We start from the raw sequence: 20,143 nt of genomic DNA on the forward strand, positions 1-20,143 counted from the left end.
CCGTAGTGGGCTTCTAGCGACGCTTCCGCGGCTTCCGGGCCGCCGAACGACGCGAGGAGCGATTCAGTCGAGTACCTTTTCCCGAAGAATCAATATCCTGATTACGCTCCATGTACTCGTTGAACACGAGGAACCACAGGTTCGAGGAGCCGCCTGCGGCGAGGAACTTGTCGTACTGCTCATCGCCCATGTACCAGGCGGCAAGGTCAGGCTCCCAATCAATGGCCTGCAGCTCTTCCTTGTCCTCGTCGGTCAGAGTCAGCGGGTCCTGGAAGTCGTAGGTTTCGCCCTTGAAGTCGAACGGGATTCGGCCCTTGTTGGAGCCGGTAGCTTCGGCGCGCTGCTCAATGAGGGCGTCAAGATTGATATTGGACATGGCTGGTCCCCTTTCAAAAGTCTTAGGGTGGCTGGCCCTTTAGTGCGGAAAAGTTTTTGCGGGGAGCGGGCGGGCCAGCCAATTTTTAGTTCCCGCACCCCTACCCCAAGGAAGGTGAGTTAGGCAGCAGTGACGTTGATGGTCAGCTGCTTAGTTGCCGACAGCTTGCCCGTGTCAGTCGCCTTCACGGTGAAGGTGGACTCTCCGGCAGCGGTCGGCGTGCCGGTGATAGCGCCGGTCGATTCGTTCAAGGACAGGCCTGCCGGAAGATTTCCGGTGGACACCGCGTAGGTGTACGGAGCTTTGCCGCCCTTGACCGCCACGGTCGCGTTGTACTCCGCGTTCTGCTTACCGGCGGGCAGCGAGCTCGTGGAGATAGACAGCGGAGTGGAACCGTCCGTAGCTGCGGACGTGTTCGCACCGCCAGTAGCCCACGCGGAGTTCATCTGCCAACGAGCGGTCTTACCCACACCCTCCGGAAGGGAGGCGTTGTAGTCCTCATAGGATGCCGGGTAGGAGGTGTAGGTGACCTCCAGGCCGAACATCTCGTCCTTCTTGAAGACCATCGAGCCACGCTCGGTAATCTGCGCATCCAACAGGTCCAGGCGCAGCGCCTTGTCACCATCGACAACATCAATGTGCAGGTGCTCGTGGCCAAACTGCGGCAGGGCGTCCTCGTAGAAGGCGAAGGAGCCGTCCCCCTGGTCCTCCAGCGCGTCCTCGGACACGCCAAGGAACTTCGCGAAGTTCTCAATGCCGGTCTCCCACAGGGTCAGCTTGACGGACTTCACAGCCTTGGTGATGTCGGTGCGGATTGCGGAAACTTCCTGCCAAGGAATGTATTCCTGCTTATCCTCATCGAAGCTAATCTCCAGACCGTCCGGGGAGATGTAGCCCAGGTTGTAATGGGTATCGGTGTTGTACTTTTCGCCGAACGGTACCGGTTCGGTGCCGAGGACGGAGGAGCGGACAGCTCCGGTCATTCCAACGCGGGCCTTGCGGGCGTTAAAGCCCTCCAGAGTCTTCTGGTCTGCCATGATGTATTCCTTTCAAAGAATGATTGGGCATAGAAAACCCGCCCAGGCCGCACGACCCGAACGGGATGGAAACTTAAGCGACGGTGCTTGTCTAGGTCTTGAGCACCATCAAATCGACTACAGCCCCCAAGACCCGGAGCTGCGGGTTAATATCCTCACGCGTAGAAAAACGCGGACAGTCCACGCTTTTCACACCGCTGCCCTCTAGGAACGGAAGCTGGTGCAGCGCGGCGCGCACCCTGTCCCCTACCGGCGTGCACTGAGCGCGAGACACCCCGACGACCTCCACATCAAGGGAAATAATTTCCGAGATGTACTCGCCCTTGTCCGCTCCCCACGGCACGACCTCACTGCCGGGGAGGAGGTCAACCGTGACGGCGGGGGTCAGTTTCTCGAGCTCGTCCGCGGGCGGTAGATGATCCGCCACCCACAACTCATCTCCGAGAACCTCCGCCACCGCGTCGATAGCAAACTTGAGGATGTCAACGTCGTTCATCGGCGTACACTCCTTCCTGCGCGGCGGGCAATGCGGCCAGCACGCCGAGCGTCCTTGTCGTCAACGTGTCCAACGATGTTTAGGCCAAAGCGGCCATTCGCGTGCGCGTACTCCTTGACCTCCACACCGGCCTCAATCCCGGCCTTATTCAGGTCAAGGCGAATCTTGGTGGAAATCTTGGCCGCACGTTTGTGCACTTTCGCATGGACCGCGTTGGTATTCATTACCTGCTGGAAAATTGCGTCAGTATCAAGCTCGACTCGTGCCACGGTAGACCTCCAAATCAACCTCAGTGTGCGGAAGTAGTGGCCCACGCCAGTGCTCCGGGTCGCCTACCACCCACGTGCCACCAACCCCACCAATAACCCGAATGCGGTCATTGGTTTCGAGCTCGTCAAGCAAATGGGGCGGCTGTGAGTACAGGCGCCACTTCGTCACGACGAGCTGGCTACTGCCTGTCTCGTCCTCACTCGTGGACACCTGCTGAACACTGACTGGCGCGGCGACAGGAATGACCTCCGGGTCATCCCAGGATTCGACGAAGCCGCCATAGTCGCCACGGATACGCCGCGGGCGAAGAATCTCAACCCGCTCGGTGAAAATCAGCTGCATCATGGCCACTCACGCAGCTTGTACTGGTCGATGATGCGCCACTCAGTAGCCATCGGGGTGATGGACCCACCGCCCCCGCCACCAGCCGGGGCGCCCACGCTGATACCGCCAACGCTGACGTTGCCGCCTGTACCAGCGAGTACCGACCGCTGGACGATTTCGGCAGCAATGCGCAATAGGTCGGGGGCCTGGTCGAAACCATGGCGCAGAGTCACCTCAACCGACCTAAACCGGTCGGGAAACTCCCCCTCGTAGAGCTCGAGCATCCCGGACTGAGACCACCCAAAGCTAGAAGAATCAACCTCGGCGCCGCGGATAACAACGCGGGAAATGTCTTCCACGTGCATCGTCGGTAGACGCAGCAGCGTCCCACCGAACGCATCAACGGTGATCGTTTCTTCCTTCACGGGGAACACGTGCCAGCCGCAGAGTCTGCGAATGCCGGCGAGCGTGGCACTGATTTTCTCCGCCAGCCCAGGAGTGGAGGCAGGTACCAAGCCGCCAGATAGGGCCGTGACCTGCGCAGGCGTCAGCTCTGGGGTCTCTAGCGGCTCAGTCATTTACCTCACTCCTTCGGTTCCGGCTTAGCGGCCTTGGTTGCTCCACGACCAGCCTTGTTAGCGGGCTTCCGCTCCTTCGTCTCTGCCTGATAAGGCAGCAGCCCCATGTGAGCCGCTACCTCGTCGGACTCGGCCTGAACAATGTGCTCAAAGCCGTTCTCGCCGATGCGCTTGTAGAGCTTCATTAGGACTCAGCACCGCCTACGGTCAGCTTGACGAAAGCGGACGGGTAGCGCACTGCCAAGGCGAGGCGCTCCTCAGCGCGGATGGTCACCTTGTTGGTGGTGAAGTTATCCGCGTGGGTGTTCGTAGCCTCCACGCGCACACCACCCTTGCGGTACACGGTGCCGCCCAGGCCGAACGCGCCAACGAGGACGGTGCCCTTCGGGATGGCCGGGGTGACCACGGTGCGCAGGCCCCACAGACCCGGCTGCTCCATGACGGCGCCGTTGCCATACGCGCCCTGGAAGAAGCCACCACCGTAGTACTGGCCATTACCGTCCTTCTTCAGGCGAATCGGCTCATAGTCAGCCGGGTTAATCATCACGCCATCGGTGGTCAGCTCAGTGGCCAGGGAGACCTTCGTGGTAGCGGAGAACACCTTGTCCGGCACCTCGTCAATGGAGGCGGCGGTATCCACCTGCAGGCCGTCGCGGTTGAGCAGGCCCTTGATGTTGTTGCCCATGCCGTCACCGGACAGCAGCTGCTTTTCCTCGAAGATGGCCAGCTTGTACAGCAGGCGGTTATCAATCTCAGACTTGAGGAACGGAAGATCCTCGAGGAACTCGTCGGTGATGGTGATCCATGCGGCAATCTTGCGCAGCGGGTCAGTCACCGCGGTCGGGTTCGCCACGTGCACCTGCGGCTTCTGCGCGCCCTCAGCCACGGTGCCAAAGTCGCCCTCGAACGCGCCCTCAATGAAGTAGCTGATGGCGTTGCCGGAGATAGTTCCGGAGCCGAGGAGGTCAGCCAGAACCGGACGGTCACGCTTACCGTGGACAACGGTCTGGTCCACATCGGTGAGAACCGGGGTCAGTGCATCACCAGCGGTGGTGACGGTATCCGTGTTCGCCTTGAACTCCGTCGCGGAAACAGTGGAGTTAGAGCGGTCGCGCAGGATAGACAGGTCGCCTGCGGACTTGAGGAAGTGCTCGCCCAGGGTACGGGCGGCTTCTTCCTTCTTGGCCTCCGGCATGCCCTTGAACAGGGTTTCGTAGGTGCCAAAGTTCTCGGCGGCCTTGAGCTGAGCGTCCACGGTGGCAATCTCGGCCTCGAGGTCGCTGAGGCGGGCGAGCTGGTCCTCGGACGGAGCGCCCGCGGCCTTAGCCTCAGCGACAATTTTAAGACCCTCGTCGGCCAGCTTGGCGCGACGCTTCTGCAGTTCAACATTCATGTTGATGGTTCCTTTCGTCTAGTCGCGCCCCACGGCGCGGAACATGGTCTCGAATCGGTCGAGGTCAGCCTTGCGGCTTTCCTCGCCCTCATCGTCTTCATCGGATTCACCGGCATCCTCGCCGGGCTCGTCCTCGCCACCGCTATCAGTGACCCCAGATGACGAAACCCCCTCATCCGAGGACCCATCCTCAGAATCGGGGGTATCTTCATCGTCATCGTCTTCTTCATCAGTTCCCGGTGGCCCGCCCAGGGACTTCCCGCCCAGAACCTCCAGGAAGCGTTCGGCAAGCGTCTCCGGCAGTGTCAGGTTCACCGTCGGGGACTTCACTGCCAGCACCTCGGTCTCCGGATTCGCGCCGAGCGGCACGACGGACACCTCAAACAGGTCCACTTCCTTGAGGAACCGCACGCTCTTACCATCAAGCTCGCCATACTCACTAGACGTAGCGGCGAAAGCAAAGCTCATCTCCCGAACACGACCCTGCTTGAGCAGGCGGTGCACCTGCGCACCCTTCGGCGAGTCGGTATCAAGCTCGCAGACCACTTTCAGCCCGTGCTCATCCTCCTCAGCGGAGGTCACCATGCCGATATTGAAGTCCGGATCGGCCATATTATGGCCCCACAACAGCGGAATCGGAGCACCCTTTTCGTCCCATGCCTTCAACGAAGCCGCAAAAGCACCCTTCTGCACGACATCCCCGTAACTGTCACGGTTGCCGAACACGGACGCGTACGCCTCAAACTCGGCCTTTTCTCCATCGCCGAGGGCTTTAACCTCAGCGATGACGCTCTTTACTGTCATTCTTCTTCCCCTTCAGGTAAAGCTGATTGGTCATCCGGCGGATCAACCACCTCCTGGTCTCCAGAAGACTCCTCATCACCCCTCAACCCGAGGTTGAGCGGCTGGATGAGGCGGTCGCCTTCCGGAACCGCCGGCATGTTCTGGCGTGAGCGCGCTTCGTTGACCGTCATGAACGGCCCGCCGACTGCCCCGCCAAGAACCGCGGCCTCTTCCTCGAAGTTGCCCTGGAGCTTCTCCCGAAGATTGAACTCGAAATAGACATTCTCCAGATTCGGATGCTCCTCAGCGAGATAGCTACGCTCTGACACGTAGCGCAGGATTCGGGCGTTCAGCTTCTCGCTAATCTGCTTCAGAAGCGGCCCCAACGTGTCGCCGTACAACGATTTACGGAACTCTTTCACGTTGGAGTAGTTGGCGTTATCGAGTAGGCCGAGCATCGTCGGGTTGACGTGATACACACCGGCCACAGTGGTCAGCGCCAGCTTCGACGCCTCCACGAACTCCTCCTCATGGGCGGTAACAGACAGCTTTCGCCACTCCATACCGTCCTCGAAAACCGGAACACCACCAGCCTGCGACCCGCTCTCACCCGTGAACGCCGCCTGGAAAGAGTGCTTGAACCGCTGGCGTGCCTCCGGAGTCCAATCCGGCGCATCCTTCGGACGCGTCACATAAGAACCGACACGCCCGCCACGCTTCCACATCTGCAGCCGGAAAATCTGCGCCTGAACCTGCTCCTCGAGAATCACCCGAAGCGCCTCAATCGGCGACGCCCCAAAACGCTCATCCTCCGGCGACCACCCATGAATACGAATCAAATTGTCCTCAGGAACAATCCGCCCATGAACATCATCACCAGGGAAATGCACGCGAGCGCCACGAACACCATAGGCATCCGCGTCAATCCACTGAAGAATCCAATTCCTCGGGATATGCCGCAGCAGAATCTTCTCCCCATCGTCGGCAATGTAGAGAATCGCCTCATCGTACAGGTCAAACGTAGACACCAAACCGAACAGCAACTCGTACCAAGTTTGGTCAGGGTTCGGTTCGCGCAGAAGCGCACCAATCGGCCCGGAGCGCACCCGCTCACGCCCACCATCCGGCATCAACTCCAGGGCGTGCAACCCAATCTGAGCAACGTTCCGCGCACGGAACGAAATCACCATCCGAAGATACGGCTGCGAACGCCACAAGTCCGCCGGCGACTGATTCCGAATCTGCATCAGAAGGTCGTCCATGTACGCCGACACAATCGGCGCTTGCAACTCGCCTGGCTCCGGCAGCATCGTCGATTTACTGAAGCCAAGCCACTCACGAAGCCCCATAAACACCTCCTAAAGAATCATCAAATCCGCCGTCTCGTACGCCGATTGTTTCGGCGGCTCTGCCTCCGGCTGACAGGCAAGCCAAACAGCCGCGGTCGCGGCCACAATTGGGGCAACATCGCCCACTGATTTCGAGCGGTCCCACATGAACGCATCGCCAGCGCGCCGGTCCTGCGCGCCCGTGGCGGCGGCATCAAGCGCGGGCTGGCCGCGGTGGCGCAGCTTCGACTGAGCAACCAGGTCATAGAACGCCAAAGTGCCCTGAGTCAGGTCAGGTCCAGCCCACTCGCGCACCGTAAGACCCGCCTCCCGCAACCGCGGAATGAGCGTGCCTACGGGAGCACCGCGAGCTTGTACCGCGACCTCACCGTCAAACCAATCGGATGATTCAAGGCGTTGCTCCAGCCACCCAGTCACCCAATCAATACCTGGGCGCGACGCCAGCAACTCGATATGCCATAAACCGTCCGGGCGCTTCATCGCGCCAACGATGTGCGCAGCCTTCAGGTCCACTGCAACATCCAGGCCGACATGTACCTTGGCGCCCGGAGTGCGCCGCGACTCCGAATCCAAGCACGAAGCCCACGACCCCTCCGGAAACTTCGACGGGGCAAGAACATCAACCCACTGGCACAGGTTCTCCGTTCGGAACTCTGCCTCCGTCTTGGTATCAAACTCGGCCTGAATATCACGCACCGTCAACCGGCTACTTCCCAAGTCCGGGTTTGCCTGCGCCCAACCCTGCTTATCGGAAGGGTCAAGGTCAGGGTCAGCCGACCACTCGGCCATGAACAACGTCGCCTTATCAGTCCGCTTCTCACGGATCGCCTTCGATGCCGTATCCCGCAAATGCCGCAGCACTACCGAACGTGCATCACCAGCATTCGACGTAGCCACATTGAAGCCAACCAGCGGCGAGTTCGTCGTCGACGACAACGCCGACCAGCCAGCCCAATCCTTATGCTCACGAAGCTCGTCCATGTAGAGCATGTTCGCCGTCTTGCCGCGCCCAGCCTTTCGGTCCAGGCCCGCAATCCGGTAGACACCCCAGTTCGAGCGTAACGCCTCGAAGCCATGAGCAAACGAAGTGCGTTTCATCCGCTTCTTCAAACGCGGATTCTCATCGCACTCCTTCTCGATGTCCTCCCACAGCTCATAGGCGTCATTCTTCGTTTGGGCGGCGCCGAGAATGTAGCGCAGGCGCTTGCGGAACAGCGCCCACTTAATAAGCACCTTCGCGAAATGTGTCTTACCGTTCTGCCGAGCCACCAGAACCAAAATGGTCTTAAACCGAGGTATCTCCTCCCCCCACACCGACGGGTCATCCGGATAGAGTTCCTTGACCTGCTCCTGGGGCATGAGCTCAAGGCAATGAATCGCCAGCCACTCTTGCCACGGTGACAACGGCTGACAAAGAATCTCACGCGCAAACCAAACGACGTCGAAGCCCCACGACGTCTCCGGCGTCAGCTCACGCAGCGGCGGGGTAAACATCCGCGGCACCGTGGAACCAACCAAGGGCGCCACGGCCTACCAATCCTCGTCGTCCTCTTGCGAGTTCAACCCAAGCTTGTCACGCCCCTCAGGGTTCAGCCCCAACGACGTCAGCACCTTATGCAACGTCGGCATCGGACCAAACGCGGTCTTATGAATCGCGTCCGGGTCCCCAGACGCCCGCGCCTCATCAATAATGTCCGCCAAACGATACGCCAACTGAATATCAGCCTCGTCAGAATCCTCGAGATGGTCCGCCGTCTCAACAGACTTCCGAACTGCATCCCGCATACGCTCAAAATCGCCGATTTCAACGTCCTCAATGTCGTCTTCTGTCGGGTAACCATGCCGTAAAGCCACTGGTCATACCTCCTTCTTGCGCGAGCCCCCCTTCGAGCTTCGGGGAGAGAGGACACCTCACCCCGCCGGAGGCGTCCGTCGCCTACTTCTGCCGTGATTTTCAGGGCCTACCCCTCGACCAGTCACCACTGCTCGGACTGGCTACCAAGCGCGAACACCGCGGTTCCTTTGCCGCGGCTGCGGTTGCAGTTGGAGTGTGCGGCTCGGAAGTTGGCGGGGTCTTCGGTGAGTTCGGGGTGGGTGCTGCGTGGGTAGTAGTGGTCGAGTTCGAAGGCGTCTGGGGTTTGGGGTGGGGCGGTGTAGTCGATGGGTTGGCCGCAGAGGTGGCAGGGGGTGTTGTTTTTGGTGCATTTGGCTTTGAAGTCTGCGGCGAGTTTCTTTTGGTGGCGTGTGTCGGCCCAGCCCATGGCGTGTCCCCCTAAAACGCGAAATACCCCGGCTGTTGCCAGGGTATGAAGTGTCGTCGCGTCGATTGTACACCGGAAGTGGGGAATAGTGCTAGTGGTGGCGGGCGTGGTTGAGGGCTTCGGTGAGTAGGTATCCTGCTCTCCCGTTGGGCATGGTGGTTTGGGTGATGTGTCCGTGGCGTGCCCATCCGCGGATGGTGTCGGCGGTTGTGGGGATGCCGCGTGCTCTGAGTTGGCGGGCGGTGTGTTCTGCGCCGTGCCTGGGTTCGGGTTGTTTGGCGATGGTGTTGGGTTGTGGTGGGTTGCATCTCCTATCAATGATTCGGGTTTGGTTTTGGAGTTCGTCGTGGAGGTCTGTGGCCCAGTTGAGTTCGCTGGCTGCTTGTGCGTGAAAGGCCAGGAGTTGGCAGAGGCGTGGTGCTGCTGCGTCTGTGTCGTGGATGCGTACGCCAATGTCAGCGAAGGCGTTGAACGCAACCTCTCTTAGCTTTTGTTCTTGGTCGATGTATGTGGCGACGTACAACCAATTGCCCGGGGATTGCGGGCCAGGCGCTGGCTTCATTACCCGTACTTCGGGTGGTTTGGGGCGGGCGTATTTCAGCTCATGTAGTTGGGTGTAGAGCTGGCCTAGGCGTCGTGCGGTGTCACGGAACTGTTGCTCGTCAACGCTCATGCTTGTTCCTCCTGCTTGTAGCCGAGGGCTTGTAGCGCCTCCGCTACCTCAATAGGGTGCCCGGTGGGCCTGGGTAGCGGGAGGTGGGCCATATGGTCGGCGTAGTCCACGGCCATGCCCCACTGCGGGAAGCGGCGCCCTTGGGGTTCCTCCCACCAGCTGGCGTGATCGGGTGTCGCTAGCCACCGCCATGCCCTATCCTCGTTGTCTTTGTAGACCCTCCACCGGCTCATGCTTCCTCCCATTCCCCTATCCAGCGGCGGTGTGTGGGGTCGCCGTCGAAGTAGTACACATCGGTCATGCCTTTGTGGTCTCCGAGGTATTCGGCGTGCTCCCACTGGCCTGTTGGTGGTGTTCCGTCGGGTGCCCAGGCGCGGGGCAGGTCGGGGCGCGGGGTGACTTCACTCGTGCTTGCCCATTCGCGCACGGGTCGCCCGTCAACAAAGCAAATGATCTCCACATTTACGCCGCGAAATTGCACGCCGTCAGTGATTGAAATGAGCACTTGGCCCCAAAATGTATGGTTGCCCCACATACCTACGCATTCGGCGCGTTCCTCTACGGTCATATCCGCAAGTGTCTTAGTCATTAGAATACACCTGCCGTTTCGCGTCTCACGCCGGGGATACTGCAATCAATGCGGCCGAAGTGTATTAGCTCTTGATTTAGATGTGAGTACGTAACCTCATAGTCATCCCCGAGCTCCGCATAAATAGGCGTGGGGTCTATCCAATGTTGAACAACTGTAAGGTGGTCTAGCCAGTTCTGCTCCCAGTCGGGAGCTTCAGCGTAGTACTGCATCCAATCCCAGATATGCGCACCGCATGCACAATCAATAGACGCTGAATGCGGTTCCTGATAGCCGTCCCCGTATTCTTTGATGATGGTCACGTGTCCGTGTACCATTCTAGCCATTGTCTTGCTCCATTGCTTCTCGTGCTGCGCGTTCTTGATTAGTCATTGGTGGTGTCCTTTGTCCATTTGATGTAGGTTTCGGCCATGTGTCGGTGTGGGGTGTCTGACCATTCTGTGGCTTCTTCTGGGGTGTAGAAGATGATTCCTCCGGTAGGGGTGCGAACTCTCGCACACAGTGGATACTGTGCAGTGGGTGTGGGTCGGATTTTCACGAAATACCCTGGCTCGCCCACTCCTGCCGTGTTGTGTTCCGGTTCCTTGTGGTGAAAGCCAACCATATTAACCATGCTCTTGCTCCTTGGCGTATTGGGCTGCTGCGAGGACGGTGAGGGCGAAGGCGTTGGCTTCGTCTGGTGTGAGGTCGCCGGGTTCGATTCGCTGCACCATGACCAGCCCGCCAGGTGCCGTCCACACAACAGGGCCGTTTTCGTCGTCGAGCAGCCAGCCCTTGCCGTCGGGTACGAAAATGCTTGGGTCGTTCGCCTCCGGCAGGTCTGGTGCTAGGAGTCCCGCCTGTGCGAGTGCTTCTACCGCATCATTCGGGTGGATGCGGAGGTCTCCGGGCCGTCGGGCGGCTTCAAGCACGTGGAGGGCTTGGTCGTAGTTAGTCATCTTGTGCGTCCTTGTGGTCGCAGGCGGCGAGGATTGCGTAGGCAGTCTCACGCCCCTTGGTGGTGGTGGAGAAGCGGAGTTCACCAGGGTCAGGGTCTAGCTCCACTGGCTCCCGGTCATCCCCTGCTTCGTCGTGGATGACGTGAATGATGCCGCCTTCCACGCTCACGTAGCCGTCTTCCATGTGCCATTCGTGTTCTCCCGTGTCCGGGTAGATGCATGGCTCGGGCGGGTCTGGGGTGAGTAGGCCCGCGTCTGCGAGTGCTTTGGCTGCGTCTTGGCTGGCACCACCCAGGGCGTAGACCTCTTGGATTACCTGCACGGCTTGGGCCATTTTGTCGGCACCAGCAGCGATGTGCGCTAGGGCGCGGTGAAGCTTGTCTTTATCCATTGTGGTCTCCTAGGATGTCCAAGATTCGGTTATAGATGGTCTTGTGGGTGGTGATGATTCCTGCGCCGCCTGCTTCCGGTGCTTGCTTCACTAGGGCGTTGTGTGCTTGCGCTTCGTCGTTAGCCCAGGCAATAAGCTCTTCCCTCATGCGTAGGACTTCCTGTGCGAGGTCTGGGGCGGCTGCTGCGAGGGGCAAATTTCCGGGGTATTCATCCGTCACAGAGTCACCACAGACACCAAACAGGGATCGTTCTGCGGCGTAGACTTCGTGCATGATTTCCTCGGTTCCCCATGGGGTATCTTCGATGCCCTCACTGAAGCGCCACGGGCCGGGTGCGGCTTCAGCCAGTAGGCGCTTCAGGTTGGTGGTGCTCAGGTCAGTCATCGGTGTTCTCCGTTTCGTGTCGGTTGTTGGCGGTGGGGCGGTAGACCCAGAATGGTGAAGGGGCGAACGGTATGTCTGGCGGGTAGTGCAGTGCGCGTTCTACGGTGCGTAGCCACCGCCAGCCATGCTCTTCAGTTCTGACGGGGTACCATGCAAACCAGCGATGCCAAGGGCCAGTGCTCATTCCTGCACCTCTGTGAGGGTGTAGCGCTTGCCGGTCGGTGTGAGGTATCCCTCAAACTCCGTTCTCTTGCACAGCAATGAGGGATCAGTCTCAATAGGGATGCAGATGATCCACTGGTCTCGGACCTCCCCAATCATGGCTACTAGCGGCCCATTCTTTATTTTCGCCTCGGCCAAGAAGTGCTCTTCATCGTTCCATACCACGTCAGCCATTGTGGGGCGGGGTCGTGGTGGCAGCGCTTTGAGGATCATTTCCTGATAGTCCTCTACTATCCCTTCGTTCAGGGGTACAATCCCGGGCTTTGTTGCCAGGCGTGCGAGCCTTTCTACGGCGTAGTGCGCGGCTTCGATTTGTTCTCGGTTTAGTTCAGTCATTTGCTCTCCTTGATGTGGTTTAAGAGTCGGTTCCAGTCGGGGTCGTCGATTCGGGTGAGGGTGGTGCGCTGGCTGTAGGTGTCGCGCCTGTTGCGGCATTCTTCCCGCACGTCGCGGGCGATGACACGGCGCGTGTTGTCCGACAGGTCATCCCAGTGCTTAATGACCCAGTCCACGGTCTCCTTGACTGTGTAGGTGGCGCGGCCACGGGCGTAGCGCACAGCGCCGATGACTAGGAACTCGTCATGAGGGCCAAGCACAATCGGGTCACGCTGCCGCCAGTTGTCAGGATTTTCTTCCTTCGGTGTGTAGCGCTCGTCGTACAGAATCTGGTCGTCTTTGCGGATGTCACGCACCCGCTCCCAGTAGTCGTCTTCGGTCATTGTCCTGGTCCTTTGAGTAGTTGGGTGAGTGTGGCGAGGTCGGTGATTACGTATTGGTCGGCGGGGTTGGTGGTGCCTTTGCGTTTGGCTATGACGATGCCGGCGTAGGCGTTGTCATTCAGCGCTTCTTGGTGGGCTTCGCGTAGCCATTGGGCTGGTTGGAGTCGTCCGCCGTAGTCTTTGCATTCGATGACGATGCGTGCGCCGTGGCTGTCGCGGACGTTGGCGATGTCGCCGCAATCTTTCGCCCCGGTTTTGACGCGGCGGTCTATGCGGTCATCGAGGTTGGCGGCGAGGTAGTCAGCGATGGAGCGCTCAAAGCGTGCGCCGGCTTGTTTTGCGGTTTTTCGTGTTCTGCTCAAAATGGCGCTTTCTTTCGTTTCTGGCGTGTTTGGGTGTTGGTTTGGGGTGATTGCCCATCGGCGGGCTGTTTGTCGCTCTGTGGGGCTGCTGGGCCATGATTTGGGGGTGTTGCGGTGTTGTGGTCGCAGCGCCATGCCTCCCCCGCCTCATACCTCATGCCGTTGTCGTCACACAGGTCGCAGGCATCAATCGCGGCGCGGCGGGCTTCCTTCTCAGCCTCAGCGGCCCGGGCATCCTCCGCCTCAGTGCCCTCACGCAACTTTTGGCATTCACGGCACGGCTCATCCACCCACTCCCCATCCGGGATGTGACGATGCTTCGGGCAACGAGTGCGTGCGGCGTAAGCCGCCGCCAACTCGTCGAGACTTTCAGGAGGGGGGTTCGATGCGTCCGACTCCGCACCTTCGTTGGCGGTGGTTTGGTTTCCCCTTCTCCCCCGAACCCCCTCAACCCCATCCTGCGTTTCCACCCTCTGCGAACGTCTAGAAAAGGTTGTGGTTGTGGTTGTGGTTGTAGGGCTAGGGTCAACGCTAGGGTCAACCGAACCCTTAGGTTCACCCTTAACGCTAGGGTCACTGGAAGGGTCAACCTTAGGGTCAACGGCACCCTTAACGTAAGGGTCAACCGAGGGGTCAACGCTAGGGTCAACCTTAGGGTGAATGGAAGGGTAAACCGAGGGGTCAATGGAAGGGTCAATAGCGCGTTTCTTCAACAACGCCAACGCCTCATCAGACCCCCAACCCTTAAACTCTGGGTGCTCCTCATGCAGCCTCCGAAGCTCCCACACCACAACACCCTTAATCGCCCTCGAGCCCACAGCAGCAAACTCACGCGCCATCGTCGTCGCCAAATTCCGTTGCTTCATCAACCCGTCATGCCGCACAAAAGTCCGCACCAAGAACTCATCCGTATCCTCATCAACCACGATGAAACGACCATCAATAAGTTCACAGGCAGCACGCTCAACATCCTGCCGCGTCCAGGACGCGCACATCCCAGCCAGACGGCCCGCATGCCACGTTCCCACGCCGGCGCGGTTCATGGTGGGGTGCGAGATGAGCACAAAATACAGCAGTTGAGCGTTGTTACTCAGGTCAAGGAACGAATCATCGTTCCAGATAGACAACTTAATCTGAGCAAAATCCCTCATCTTCTTTTCCTCCTTTCTCTATGCTTTGGAACAGTTGGATGAGTGCGTCGAGGAACATGGGCGTGGCGCAGTACACGTCTTGGGATTCGAGCCAGGCGCGCATGTCTTCGCGAGCACGGTGGTCAGGGTTAGGCATGGGTTAAAGTCCGTTGGGGCTGAAATAAACCCCGCCTGTGGACTATCGAGGTCCTAACAGCGGGGTCATGCGGTGGGGTCGACGAGGACGGTGGAGGTTGCTTTAAGGGCGAAGCGCCCGTCGCGGGTTGCCCCGTACACGTAGTCGCCGTCTTGGGTGGCGTAGACCAGGCGGTCGGGCACCAGGGTGGGGTCATACGTGTCGGGGTCCAGGACAATGCGGCAAACCCTGTGATTAGGTAGGTCTGCCGCCGCCATCTCCTGGTAGGGCATCAGTACTCGCCTCGTCTGATGAGGGCGATGACGTGTGCAGCCGCTTTGGCCATATCTGCTGCCCCGAGGTCTTGCAATTCTGCGGGGGTTGGATCATCGTTGCTGTAGTGCTTGAGGTGGTCGATGTCGTAGGCGTAGGCGAGGAGTCTGCCCTCTAGCTTTTTCAGCTTTTCTTGGTAGTAGGCGGCATCCATACCAGTCACCTAAAAGGGAGGTTCGCCTTGCTGGCCTACGGGTGCGGGGTCACCCCACGCCCCCGTAGTGGCGGTCTGGCCCTGGGACGCGGCCTGATTCCACTGCTGCTGAGCCGAAGACTGCTGCGCTCCCTGGCCCTGCCCGCGTGGGATGAAGGTGACATCATCGGCGTTAATCTTGTGCTTACTGCGCTTGTCGCCGGTGTTTTTGTCTTCCCAGCGGTCTTGCTTCAGACTGCCTAGGACGATGATGGGGCGTTTGCCGTTTTGGGTGTAGTCGTGGAGGAAGTTCTCTCCCTTCTTGCCCCAAAATGTCACGTCGATGAAGCAGGGTTCGCCGTCCTCCCACTGCTGGGATTGTTGGTTGTACTGCCTCGTGTTGTGGGCGATGGTGAACTCCACAACGGACTTACCGTTGGGGGTGAAGCGCTGCACAGGTTCCTTCGTCAGGTTGCCGCTAATCGTGATGTGGTTGACCATCTACTTTTCCCCTTCCAGCTCTTGCCAGCGGGCGCGGCACAAGTCCATTACTTCGTCTGGTACCTCACCTGATTGCTTCAGGTTGGCGGCGAAATCGTTGACCTGCTCCGAGGTGGTGAAACTCTCCAAAGTCTCCCGAACATCGTTGATGAGGTCATCATCAACCACCACCGGCTCCTTCTTCGTGGTCAACGCAGGCACCGGCGCAGCCTCAGCCTTCGCACGCACATCCTCACGAGTCGCGGTAGCCGTCACCGGCTTCGGGGTAAACGCCGCGTCCTCCGTCTCTGAGTAAAGGCCCATCAGCGGCCCGGCAGCAATCATGCGAGACAGCTCAGCCTGGCACTTAGAGCGCAGCATCTCCTGTGGATTCGTACCATAACGCTTATTGGATACATAGCCCGCTTTCTTAGCGCGCTCCATCGTCCACGTCACCGACTGCTCAGGCCCACCAGGCTTACGGCCTGCCCACGTCACCGACTCGTCAGAGGCTTCGACCTCCCACAGCTCACATCCCGCGTTCTCCGCCACCGCGACCATGGCGCGGGCGTACATGCCGGTCTTACCGTTGATGACGAAGAATGCTTCCAGTGCCCCGTCGGGGTCGAAGCCCAGGGCGGTACCACGGATGATGGCGGCGGCGGCATCCATGGGCTTGTTCTTGTAGATGGTGGGGCATGCGCCGGTCTTGGTGATGAAGTCGGCGTAGTCGAATGCCATGGCTTTCAGCTCAGCGTGCTGGCGGAGCTTGGCCACGCCCTTCTCCATGAGGGTTGGTGCCTTGTTGGGGTCGTAGAGGGTTGGGGTTTGGTCTGGGTTGTAGGTGGAAATGTCAGTCATTACTGCTCCTTGATAGTGAGGCGTGTGTAGCCTTCGCGGGTTTTGGTCTTGAACTTGGTGTAGAGGTCTGCGTGCGCTTTTCGGAACGCGGCAGAATCAAACACCTTGCTTGGTTGCGTGGTGGAGACGGTGAGGTGGTAGCCGCCGTAATCACCGGTGTGTGAGTCACCGGTCAGCGCCAGGATTTCCGCCTTGAGGGCGTTGATGCGCTTCTTGAGGTCGTCGACTTCGGCGGTGAGCATGGCGTATTGGGCAACAAGGTCGGTGACGTTGTCCACCTGGTCGAGGCTGGTGATTTCGCCCATCCACTCTGGTGTGGTGCCATCCAACCAGGCGAACCACTCAGCGGCGGTGTCCATCAACTCCTGCGCGAACTTCGGGTCGTAGAGGATGGTGCGGTGGTCGAGGGCTACCGGCGTGAAGTCCTCATGTACCTCCACCAACAGGGCGCAGGCTTCTGCCCCGGTGTAGTGCATGTTTGCCTGAATCTGTGCGTAGTACTGATTAGGGCACCAGTCATGCCAGCGGCCACCTTGAAACGGCTCAGTGCTGGTCTTAATCTCCCCAATGACTTCTAGGTCTTCGGCGTAGAGGTCTGGGGTGCAGGACAGGCGTTCATCATCGGGTAGGAAGATGGTCTGTGGCTCCGCGTTGTAGACGAGGCGTGAATCAACTTCGTCTATCAGCACCTGGGCCAGGAGTGGTTCGCGGGCGCTGCCCCACTCTGTGTATTGGTTGCCGTGGAACTTCGAGCCATGTTCCTTAGCGTCGCGCACCTCATGCCACGTTGCGGCATTCCTACTACAGTGCAGGCGCGCCAACTCCGTCGAGGTCAACTTTCCTTGACGAAACGCCAGCCAGTCCTCGTTGTCTGCCGGTTCGTAGCGTCTCACTTCTTTCCCTTCTCGTCATAGCGGGCCAAAGTCATGTCAGTCAGCGTGCACGCAATGTCAGGCTCATAGCCACGGTCCATGAAGGCCTGCATCACGTCGTCCGCCTCTTCAATCAACGGCTCCATGTAGAGGAAGTGCGGGGTGATACTGGTCAAATGTTGCGGCATCTTATTCGGTGTATTCATGTCATCCTTTGGGTGTTGAGAATCTTCTTCGCGTGGCGGGCATGCTCATCGCAGAACCGGAAACCACGCCCCAAATCAAGGTCATCAGTTCCGATGCGGGTGCAGGCGTGGTAGAGACAGCCGTGCTCATCGCGGTAAGCAACGAGCGCTTTCGTGGCCTCCGGCTGCGTCTTAAAAGAGGTGGGGCGTGGGATGTTTACCCACCAGCGGCCACGCTTAAATCGTGCTGGGGTGAGCTCCATCGTTGAATATGTCTTTCAATCGTCTTCGGGGTGGTGTGGTACACAGCGGCAAGCCGCTGCACAGCGAGTTTCGGGCCAAGCATCATCTCAAAATGCTCATATTCCTCGGCCACAATCTGCCCCTTGGTGGGCTTGCTCCGCACCCGCTTCTTCACGGGCTTGTTCTTGGTGCGGTGCTCCCCCATCTCGTGCACAAAGCGCAGGGCTTCACCCCAACTTGCAGCGGGAAACACCGCGTCCCCCTCGCGTACGTGCCACACGCCGGTGATGAGGTCTTTATGGATACTGGTCATCACATCCACACCGGCGGCATACTGATGAAAGCGTGGGCGACGAAACCGACGAGGCCACCAAGAATGCCGGTAGCCCAAGCCAACCTTGTGCGTTTCGCAGCGACATCCTGCCAGTAAGCAACACGACGAGCATCAGGGGACGTGCGGGGAGGTCGTTTAGAATCCATGTTCAATTTTCCTTTTCTCTTTCTCAGCCAGGGTGGCCAAAAGATGGGCTTGTGCCGCGTTGTCTTTGATGCGGCGGCGGATACTCTCCGGCAGTCGGGTCATGGTGTACAGGGCGCGGTACCGGCCCTCAATGTCTTTGAAATGCGCGATGGCTTGGTCGATGGTGATTTCCCGCATGTCAGCTCCTCCGCATCATGTAGAAACGTGGCGAGTAGGCGCGGTGCCTGCGGTGGAAGATGTGTTTGAGTAGTCGTTTCATGCTGCTCCTTGATTCATGTACTGGTCGAGCCAGGTGGTTGTTGTGCGCCAGGTCTTGCCCGGCTTGCGGGCCTCAATCTCGCCGCGCCGCATCAAAATGCGGATCGTTTCGGCATGCAGGCCCGTGTACTCAGCGGCATCCTTAACGGTGAGCCAAGCCGGTGTAGTATTCATGGGTGTCCCTTTCTGGTGGACAGAGCAAAGCCCCCGCGCATTTTTCAGTGCAGTCGCGGGGGCATTCTTATGTGGGGTTGCAGGTATGCAGAGCCAAGCGAGCAGTGTCCGACCCCGCGGGTTACAACCTTGACGCTCCATTTCGCCTTAGTGCAGGAAGAATGCGCTTAACAACCCCTCGTGGCCAGCCGGGGAATCGAACCCCGATATTGCTTGCAAGAATCATCACCAGCGATATAGGCAATAAGTGATGAATCAATAACCTTTCTGGCCTGAGTGCTTCGCCCGGGATTCGAACCCGGATACCTCAATGGGTGCCGCATTTTGAGTGCGGTGCGTCTGCCGATTCCGCCAGCGAAGCGTGTATTTATGTCAGCGCCGCTCGTTCCCTCCCAACCACGTTGGGGTGCCTACCTCACGGTTCGCCCCGGTCATCGCAATCTAAGAACCATGCTCACGGGGCCGGTATCATCCGGCGCTCTTCACTATTCAGTTGTCATTCATCACGGCCTGCTAGTCCCTCAGCTATCCCCTAGTGAGGGCGCTAGCGGCCTGGTGCCCGTGGGGAGGCTTGCACTCCCCATGCCTGCTAAGTCGGGCTATAGTGTTTCGAGGTAGAACCCTTGACCGAAGGAAGGCCAGTCAGGGTTATTGCAGGCCCACAGGTCTGCGCTGGTGTTGTCCATGCGTTTCACGTGTACGTGGCGGTATTCCTCGCGGGCATGGGCAAGGGTGGCTTCCACCGCTTCCGCAAGAGTGTTGTGCGGCAGTCTTTCGGTGATCGGAGTTGCACCTTCGAAGTGGGTGCGAGTGATGGTGGGCATATTGGTTCCTTCTTTCGGGCTACTTGTAGCGCCTGTCTGAGATGCCCATTAGGCAGACTCCGGCAAGATGTCATAGATAGAGCGGTCCACCTCAATGCCGGCATTCTTGGCTACGGTGATTGCCCACCCGGCCCGCACGTACAGTGTTTGGCGCACCTGCCCGTTGTGGTAGCGCGGGGCATTGTGCTGGGCGCGCAGGTCAAACAGATTCCGGTATGCGGCATAGGCGCGGTATTCGTTGCGGTCAACCACGTCACCCTTGCGAGATGACCATTCGCGGGTCTGAACCTTGCGGTAAATCATTTTTGCGTCTAGAAGTTTCTGACGAGCTTGTGGCTCAGTCAGCCCGAAGTGTGCGCCCCAATCTTTGACGGTCATGACGTCGGACTCGATGGATACGCAGTGGTCGTAGTACTCCACTTTTGGCTTCGCGGCTTCGAGTGCAAGGGCTTGGTCTGCGGTCTTTGCCTCCAGCTCCTTAATGGTGCTGTCAGCAACCTTGATAGCCCGAGCCATGAGCTCTTCCGGGGACAGCTGCGCTGGTTCCTTCGCCCTGCGCTCGCATTCGATGAAGTACTGGCGAGCCTGCTTACCTTTGTCCGTGCGCTGAATCATGGAGATTTCCTTAGCCATGTCCAGGTTGATGATGTGGTTTACAGATGGGCGCCCACCGGTACTTTTTCCGGTTTCTCGGATAAAGTCCTGACCTGCAAGAAAGCCGTATTCCTCCATCCGGGCGAACCACTGTGTGTATCGCTCCGACACTTCCAGGAACTTGTGTAGGTCGCGGCCCATGACTGCCTGAATGCCGTCACGGTCTTGAATGGGAATTAGTTCACCCATGATGTAGTCTCCTAAATAGATTGTTTTGGCCCCGCTTCGGCGGG

The 20,143-nt window shown here is 59.1% G+C and carries 38 protein-coding genes and 1 tRNA gene; 1 reads left to right on the plus strand and 38 read right to left on the minus strand.

Translation table 11 applies throughout. From position 1 onward, the window contains the following. Positions 1 to 13: 13 nt before the first annotated feature. The 24 genes from HMPREF2743_RS04800 to HMPREF2743_RS04910 all read right to left on the minus strand — a co-directional run bounded on the left by HMPREF2743_RS04800 (position 14) and on the right by HMPREF2743_RS04910 (position 13,146). The gene (locus tag HMPREF2743_RS04800; protein ID WP_070818277.1) at positions 14 to 376 is read right to left on the minus strand and encodes a hypothetical protein; all 363 of its coding nucleotides are present in this window, start codon (positions 374 to 376) and stop codon (positions 14 to 16) included. A gap of 119 nt (positions 377 to 495) precedes the next feature. Then, positions 496 to 1,413, minus strand: coding sequence for an Ig domain-containing protein (locus HMPREF2743_RS04805; RefSeq protein ID WP_070818278.1), 918 nt, complete (start codon positions 1,411 to 1,413; stop codon positions 496 to 498). A 91-nt stretch (positions 1,414 to 1,504) separates the two neighbouring features. Further along, on the minus strand, positions 1,505 to 1,909 hold the full coding sequence (locus HMPREF2743_RS04810; RefSeq protein WP_070818279.1) for a hypothetical protein: 405 nt from the start codon (positions 1,907 to 1,909) through the stop codon (positions 1,505 to 1,507). After that, positions 1,906 to 2,178, minus strand: coding sequence for a hypothetical protein (locus HMPREF2743_RS04815; RefSeq protein WP_070818280.1), 273 nt, complete (start codon positions 2,176 to 2,178; stop codon positions 1,906 to 1,908). The genes HMPREF2743_RS04810 and HMPREF2743_RS04815 overlap by 4 nt, the downstream gene beginning before the upstream one ends. Further along, complete coding sequence (locus HMPREF2743_RS04820) at positions 2,159 to 2,524, minus strand: hypothetical protein (protein WP_246824466.1); 366 nt, start codon at positions 2,522 to 2,524, stop codon at positions 2,159 to 2,161. The genes HMPREF2743_RS04815 and HMPREF2743_RS04820 overlap by 20 nt, the downstream gene beginning before the upstream one ends. After that, on the minus strand, positions 2,521 to 3,081 hold the full coding sequence (locus tag HMPREF2743_RS04825) for a hypothetical protein (RefSeq protein WP_070818281.1): 561 nt from the start codon (positions 3,079 to 3,081) through the stop codon (positions 2,521 to 2,523). The genes HMPREF2743_RS04820 and HMPREF2743_RS04825 overlap by 4 nt, the downstream gene beginning before the upstream one ends. A 5-nt stretch (positions 3,082 to 3,086) precedes the next feature. Continuing rightward, positions 3,087 to 3,266, minus strand: a complete 180-nt coding sequence (locus HMPREF2743_RS04830; RefSeq protein ID WP_070818282.1) for a hypothetical protein — start codon at positions 3,264 to 3,266, stop codon at positions 3,087 to 3,089. Then, the gene (locus HMPREF2743_RS04835) at positions 3,266 to 4,474 is read right to left on the minus strand and encodes a phage major capsid protein (protein WP_070818283.1); all 1,209 of its coding nucleotides are present in this window, start codon (positions 4,472 to 4,474) and stop codon (positions 3,266 to 3,268) included. Before HMPREF2743_RS04835 ends, HMPREF2743_RS04830 begins: the two co-directional genes overlap by 1 nt. An 18-nt stretch (positions 4,475 to 4,492) precedes the next feature. Continuing rightward, positions 4,493 to 5,278 (minus strand): HK97 family phage prohead protease, encoded by a 786-nt coding sequence (locus HMPREF2743_RS04840; protein ID WP_070818284.1) that lies wholly within the window; start codon positions 5,276 to 5,278, stop codon positions 4,493 to 4,495. Then, a complete protein-coding gene (locus HMPREF2743_RS04845; RefSeq protein ID WP_070818285.1) occupies positions 5,275 to 6,606 on the minus strand; it encodes a phage portal protein in 1,332 nt (443 codons plus the stop codon). Before HMPREF2743_RS04845 ends, HMPREF2743_RS04840 begins: the two co-directional genes overlap by 4 nt. 9 nt (positions 6,607 to 6,615) lie before the next feature. Beyond that, entirely contained in the window at positions 6,616 to 8,133 is a 1,518-nt protein-coding gene (locus HMPREF2743_RS04850) for a terminase large subunit (protein WP_141761389.1), read from the minus strand. A gap of 3 nt (positions 8,134 to 8,136) precedes the next feature. Beyond that, the gene (locus tag HMPREF2743_RS04855) at positions 8,137 to 8,460 is read right to left on the minus strand and encodes a terminase small subunit (RefSeq protein WP_070818287.1); all 324 of its coding nucleotides are present in this window, start codon (positions 8,458 to 8,460) and stop codon (positions 8,137 to 8,139) included. A gap of 122 nt (positions 8,461 to 8,582) precedes the next feature. Further along, a complete protein-coding gene (locus tag HMPREF2743_RS04860; RefSeq protein WP_070818288.1) occupies positions 8,583 to 8,867 on the minus strand; it encodes an HNH endonuclease in 285 nt (94 codons plus the stop codon). Positions 8,868 to 8,958: 91 nt separating this feature from the next. Beyond that, positions 8,959 to 9,540 (minus strand): hypothetical protein, encoded by a 582-nt coding sequence (locus tag HMPREF2743_RS04865; protein ID WP_070818289.1) that lies wholly within the window; start codon positions 9,538 to 9,540, stop codon positions 8,959 to 8,961. Further along, positions 9,537 to 9,773, minus strand: coding sequence for a hypothetical protein (locus HMPREF2743_RS04870; RefSeq protein ID WP_070818290.1), 237 nt, complete (start codon positions 9,771 to 9,773; stop codon positions 9,537 to 9,539). The genes HMPREF2743_RS04865 and HMPREF2743_RS04870 overlap by 4 nt, the downstream gene beginning before the upstream one ends. Next, entirely contained in the window at positions 9,770 to 10,129 is a 360-nt protein-coding gene (locus HMPREF2743_RS04875; protein WP_070818291.1) for a hypothetical protein, read from the minus strand. The genes HMPREF2743_RS04870 and HMPREF2743_RS04875 overlap by 4 nt, the downstream gene beginning before the upstream one ends. Further along, positions 10,129 to 10,431 (minus strand): hypothetical protein, encoded by a 303-nt coding sequence (locus HMPREF2743_RS04880; RefSeq protein ID WP_141761390.1) that lies wholly within the window; start codon positions 10,429 to 10,431, stop codon positions 10,129 to 10,131. Before HMPREF2743_RS04880 ends, HMPREF2743_RS04875 begins: the two co-directional genes overlap by 1 nt. 62 nt (positions 10,432 to 10,493) lie before the next feature. Next, on the minus strand, positions 10,494 to 10,742 hold the full coding sequence (locus HMPREF2743_RS12610) for a hypothetical protein (RefSeq protein WP_141761391.1): 249 nt from the start codon (positions 10,740 to 10,742) through the stop codon (positions 10,494 to 10,496). Continuing rightward, on the minus strand, positions 10,735 to 11,067 hold the full coding sequence (locus HMPREF2743_RS04885; RefSeq protein ID WP_070818293.1) for a hypothetical protein: 333 nt from the start codon (positions 11,065 to 11,067) through the stop codon (positions 10,735 to 10,737). The genes HMPREF2743_RS12610 and HMPREF2743_RS04885 overlap by 8 nt, the downstream gene beginning before the upstream one ends. Next, the gene (locus HMPREF2743_RS04890) at positions 11,060 to 11,458 is read right to left on the minus strand and encodes a hypothetical protein (protein WP_070818294.1); all 399 of its coding nucleotides are present in this window, start codon (positions 11,456 to 11,458) and stop codon (positions 11,060 to 11,062) included. The genes HMPREF2743_RS04885 and HMPREF2743_RS04890 overlap by 8 nt, the downstream gene beginning before the upstream one ends. Next, positions 11,451 to 11,843 (minus strand): hypothetical protein, encoded by a 393-nt coding sequence (locus tag HMPREF2743_RS04895; RefSeq protein WP_070818295.1) that lies wholly within the window; start codon positions 11,841 to 11,843, stop codon positions 11,451 to 11,453. The genes HMPREF2743_RS04890 and HMPREF2743_RS04895 overlap by 8 nt, the downstream gene beginning before the upstream one ends. 180 nt (positions 11,844 to 12,023) lie before the next feature. Then, positions 12,024 to 12,401, minus strand: a complete 378-nt coding sequence (locus tag HMPREF2743_RS04900; protein ID WP_070743469.1) for a hypothetical protein — start codon at positions 12,399 to 12,401, stop codon at positions 12,024 to 12,026. Further along, positions 12,398 to 12,784, minus strand: coding sequence for a hypothetical protein (locus HMPREF2743_RS04905; RefSeq protein ID WP_070818296.1), 387 nt, complete (start codon positions 12,782 to 12,784; stop codon positions 12,398 to 12,400). The genes HMPREF2743_RS04900 and HMPREF2743_RS04905 overlap by 4 nt, the downstream gene beginning before the upstream one ends. After that, on the minus strand, positions 12,781 to 13,146 hold the full coding sequence (locus tag HMPREF2743_RS04910; protein WP_070818297.1) for a restriction endonuclease: 366 nt from the start codon (positions 13,144 to 13,146) through the stop codon (positions 12,781 to 12,783). The genes HMPREF2743_RS04905 and HMPREF2743_RS04910 overlap by 4 nt, the downstream gene beginning before the upstream one ends. Positions 13,147 to 13,910: 764 nt before the next feature. On the opposite strand from HMPREF2743_RS04910, the gene HMPREF2743_RS12730 reads away from it, so the two are divergent. Then, positions 13,911 to 14,339 (plus strand): hypothetical protein, encoded by a 429-nt coding sequence (locus HMPREF2743_RS12730; protein ID WP_168167312.1) that lies wholly within the window; start codon positions 13,911 to 13,913, stop codon positions 14,337 to 14,339. Positions 14,340 to 14,498: 159 nt separating this feature from the next. Here HMPREF2743_RS12730 and HMPREF2743_RS04920 read toward each other — a convergent pair whose 3' ends face one another. The 14 genes from HMPREF2743_RS04920 to HMPREF2743_RS04970 form a co-directional block, all read right to left on the minus strand. Further along, positions 14,499 to 14,705: a hypothetical protein gene (locus tag HMPREF2743_RS04920; RefSeq protein WP_070818299.1), complete on the minus strand. Its 207-nt coding sequence runs from the start codon at positions 14,703 to 14,705 to the stop codon at positions 14,499 to 14,501. Beyond that, the gene (locus HMPREF2743_RS04925) at positions 14,705 to 14,908 is read right to left on the minus strand and encodes a hypothetical protein (protein WP_141761392.1); all 204 of its coding nucleotides are present in this window, start codon (positions 14,906 to 14,908) and stop codon (positions 14,705 to 14,707) included. The genes HMPREF2743_RS04920 and HMPREF2743_RS04925 overlap by 1 nt, the downstream gene beginning before the upstream one ends. After that, a complete protein-coding gene (locus HMPREF2743_RS04930; RefSeq protein WP_070818301.1) occupies positions 14,909 to 15,379 on the minus strand; it encodes a single-stranded DNA-binding protein in 471 nt (156 codons plus the stop codon). It abuts the gene before it with no gap. Further along, positions 15,380 to 16,219 (minus strand): hypothetical protein, encoded by an 840-nt coding sequence (locus HMPREF2743_RS04935; RefSeq protein ID WP_070818302.1) that lies wholly within the window; start codon positions 16,217 to 16,219, stop codon positions 15,380 to 15,382. Further along, positions 16,219 to 17,112: a YqaJ viral recombinase family protein gene (locus HMPREF2743_RS04940; protein ID WP_083321605.1), complete on the minus strand. Its 894-nt coding sequence runs from the start codon at positions 17,110 to 17,112 to the stop codon at positions 16,219 to 16,221. The genes HMPREF2743_RS04935 and HMPREF2743_RS04940 overlap by 1 nt, the downstream gene beginning before the upstream one ends. Beyond that, on the minus strand, positions 17,109 to 17,297 hold the full coding sequence (locus HMPREF2743_RS04945; RefSeq protein ID WP_070563876.1) for a hypothetical protein: 189 nt from the start codon (positions 17,295 to 17,297) through the stop codon (positions 17,109 to 17,111). Before HMPREF2743_RS04945 ends, HMPREF2743_RS04940 begins: the two co-directional genes overlap by 4 nt. Next, a complete protein-coding gene (locus HMPREF2743_RS12615; RefSeq protein ID WP_141761393.1) occupies positions 17,294 to 17,539 on the minus strand; it encodes a hypothetical protein in 246 nt (81 codons plus the stop codon). The genes HMPREF2743_RS04945 and HMPREF2743_RS12615 overlap by 4 nt, the downstream gene beginning before the upstream one ends. Continuing rightward, entirely contained in the window at positions 17,494 to 17,832 is a 339-nt protein-coding gene (locus tag HMPREF2743_RS04950) for a hypothetical protein (protein WP_070818304.1), read from the minus strand. Before HMPREF2743_RS04950 ends, HMPREF2743_RS12615 begins: the two co-directional genes overlap by 46 nt. After that, entirely contained in the window at positions 17,832 to 17,999 is a 168-nt protein-coding gene (locus tag HMPREF2743_RS12735; protein ID WP_168167313.1) for a hypothetical protein, read from the minus strand. The genes HMPREF2743_RS04950 and HMPREF2743_RS12735 overlap by 1 nt, the downstream gene beginning before the upstream one ends. Further along, positions 17,989 to 18,177, minus strand: a complete 189-nt coding sequence (locus HMPREF2743_RS04955; RefSeq protein WP_070818305.1) for a hypothetical protein — start codon at positions 18,175 to 18,177, stop codon at positions 17,989 to 17,991. Before HMPREF2743_RS04955 ends, HMPREF2743_RS12735 begins: the two co-directional genes overlap by 11 nt. A 78-nt stretch (positions 18,178 to 18,255) precedes the next feature. Next, positions 18,256 to 18,432 (minus strand): helix-turn-helix domain-containing protein, encoded by a 177-nt coding sequence (locus HMPREF2743_RS12740; protein ID WP_168167314.1) that lies wholly within the window; start codon positions 18,430 to 18,432, stop codon positions 18,256 to 18,258. Positions 18,433 to 18,709: 277 nt separating this feature from the next. After that, positions 18,710 to 18,793, minus strand: a tRNA-Leu gene (locus HMPREF2743_RS04960). A 238-nt stretch (positions 18,794 to 19,031) separates the two neighbouring features. Then, entirely contained in the window at positions 19,032 to 19,256 is a 225-nt protein-coding gene (locus tag HMPREF2743_RS04965) for a hypothetical protein (RefSeq protein ID WP_070818306.1), read from the minus strand. 48 nt (positions 19,257 to 19,304) lie between these two features. Beyond that, the gene (locus tag HMPREF2743_RS04970; protein WP_070818307.1) at positions 19,305 to 20,099 is read right to left on the minus strand and encodes an antA/AntB antirepressor family protein; all 795 of its coding nucleotides are present in this window, start codon (positions 20,097 to 20,099) and stop codon (positions 19,305 to 19,307) included. Between the last annotated feature and the right edge of the window lie 44 nt (positions 20,100 to 20,143).

The sequence above is a fragment of the Corynebacterium sp. HMSC036D02 genome (assembly GCF_001836165.1).
Lineage (GTDB): Bacteria > Actinomycetota > Actinomycetes > Mycobacteriales > Mycobacteriaceae > Corynebacterium.

Excerpts from the sequence above, each read along its gene's own strand:
- HMPREF2743_RS04800 (WP_070818277.1), bottom strand. The coding sequence starts at position 376 with ATGTCCAATATCAATCTTGACGCCCTCATTGAGCAGCGCGCCGAAGCT.
- HMPREF2743_RS04805 (WP_070818278.1), bottom strand. The coding sequence starts at position 1,413 with ATGGCAGACCAGAAGACTCTGGAGGGCTTTAACGCCCGCAAGGCCCGC.
- HMPREF2743_RS04810 (WP_070818279.1), bottom strand. The coding sequence starts at position 1,909 with ATGAACGACGTTGACATCCTCAAGTTTGCTATCGACGCGGTGGCGGAG.
- HMPREF2743_RS04820 (WP_246824466.1), bottom strand. The coding sequence starts at position 2,524 with ATGATGCAGCTGATTTTCACCGAGCGGGTTGAGATTCTTCGCCCGCGG.
- HMPREF2743_RS04825 (WP_070818281.1), bottom strand. The coding sequence starts at position 3,081 with ATGACTGAGCCGCTAGAGACCCCAGAGCTGACGCCTGCGCAGGTCACG.
- HMPREF2743_RS04830 (WP_070818282.1), bottom strand. The coding sequence starts at position 3,266 with ATGAAGCTCTACAAGCGCATCGGCGAGAACGGCTTTGAGCACATTGTT.
- HMPREF2743_RS04835 (WP_070818283.1), bottom strand. The coding sequence starts at position 4,474 with ATGAATGTTGAACTGCAGAAGCGTCGCGCCAAGCTGGCCGACGAGGGT.
- HMPREF2743_RS04840 (WP_070818284.1), bottom strand. The coding sequence starts at position 5,278 with ATGACAGTAAAGAGCGTCATCGCTGAGGTTAAAGCCCTCGGCGATGGA.
- HMPREF2743_RS04845 (WP_070818285.1), bottom strand. The coding sequence starts at position 6,606 with ATGGGGCTTCGTGAGTGGCTTGGCTTCAGTAAATCGACGATGCTGCCG.
- HMPREF2743_RS04860 (WP_070818288.1), bottom strand. The coding sequence starts at position 8,867 with ATGGGCTGGGCCGACACACGCCACCAAAAGAAACTCGCCGCAGACTTC.
- HMPREF2743_RS04865 (WP_070818289.1), bottom strand. The coding sequence starts at position 9,540 with ATGAGCGTTGACGAGCAACAGTTCCGTGACACCGCACGACGCCTAGGC.
- HMPREF2743_RS04870 (WP_070818290.1), bottom strand. The coding sequence starts at position 9,773 with ATGAGCCGGTGGAGGGTCTACAAAGACAACGAGGATAGGGCATGGCGG.
- HMPREF2743_RS04875 (WP_070818291.1), bottom strand. The coding sequence starts at position 10,129 with ATGACTAAGACACTTGCGGATATGACCGTAGAGGAACGCGCCGAATGC.
- HMPREF2743_RS12610 (WP_141761391.1), bottom strand. The coding sequence starts at position 10,742 with ATGGTTAATATGGTTGGCTTTCACCACAAGGAACCGGAACACAACACG.
- HMPREF2743_RS04885 (WP_070818293.1), bottom strand. The coding sequence starts at position 11,067 with ATGACTAACTACGACCAAGCCCTCCACGTGCTTGAAGCCGCCCGACGG.
- HMPREF2743_RS04890 (WP_070818294.1), bottom strand. The coding sequence starts at position 11,458 with ATGGATAAAGACAAGCTTCACCGCGCCCTAGCGCACATCGCTGCTGGT.
- HMPREF2743_RS04895 (WP_070818295.1), bottom strand. The coding sequence starts at position 11,843 with ATGACTGACCTGAGCACCACCAACCTGAAGCGCCTACTGGCTGAAGCC.
- HMPREF2743_RS04900 (WP_070743469.1), bottom strand. The coding sequence starts at position 12,401 with ATGACTGAACTAAACCGAGAACAAATCGAAGCCGCGCACTACGCCGTA.
- HMPREF2743_RS04905 (WP_070818296.1), bottom strand. The coding sequence starts at position 12,784 with ATGACCGAAGACGACTACTGGGAGCGGGTGCGTGACATCCGCAAAGAC.
- HMPREF2743_RS12730 (WP_168167312.1), top strand. The coding sequence starts at position 13,911 with ATGCAGCCTCCGAAGCTCCCACACCACAACACCCTTAATCGCCCTCGA.
- HMPREF2743_RS04920 (WP_070818299.1), bottom strand. The coding sequence starts at position 14,705 with ATGCCCTACCAGGAGATGGCGGCGGCAGACCTACCTAATCACAGGGTT.
- HMPREF2743_RS04930 (WP_070818301.1), bottom strand. The coding sequence starts at position 15,379 with ATGGTCAACCACATCACGATTAGCGGCAACCTGACGAAGGAACCTGTG.
- HMPREF2743_RS04935 (WP_070818302.1), bottom strand. The coding sequence starts at position 16,219 with ATGACTGACATTTCCACCTACAACCCAGACCAAACCCCAACCCTCTAC.
- HMPREF2743_RS04945 (WP_070563876.1), bottom strand. The coding sequence starts at position 17,297 with ATGAATACACCGAATAAGATGCCGCAACATTTGACCAGTATCACCCCG.
- HMPREF2743_RS12615 (WP_141761393.1), bottom strand. The coding sequence starts at position 17,539 with ATGGAGCTCACCCCAGCACGATTTAAGCGTGGCCGCTGGTGGGTAAAC.
- HMPREF2743_RS04950 (WP_070818304.1), bottom strand. The coding sequence starts at position 17,832 with ATGACCAGTATCCATAAAGACCTCATCACCGGCGTGTGGCACGTACGC.
- HMPREF2743_RS12735 (WP_168167313.1), bottom strand. The coding sequence starts at position 17,999 with ATGGATTCTAAACGACCTCCCCGCACGTCCCCTGATGCTCGTCGTGTT.
- HMPREF2743_RS04955 (WP_070818305.1), bottom strand. The coding sequence starts at position 18,177 with ATGCGGGAAATCACCATCGACCAAGCCATCGCGCATTTCAAAGACATT.
- HMPREF2743_RS12740 (WP_168167314.1), bottom strand. The coding sequence starts at position 18,432 with ATGAATACTACACCGGCTTGGCTCACCGTTAAGGATGCCGCTGAGTAC.
- HMPREF2743_RS04965 (WP_070818306.1), bottom strand. The coding sequence starts at position 19,256 with ATGCCCACCATCACTCGCACCCACTTCGAAGGTGCAACTCCGATCACC.
- HMPREF2743_RS04970 (WP_070818307.1), bottom strand. The coding sequence starts at position 20,099 with ATGGGTGAACTAATTCCCATTCAAGACCGTGACGGCATTCAGGCAGTC.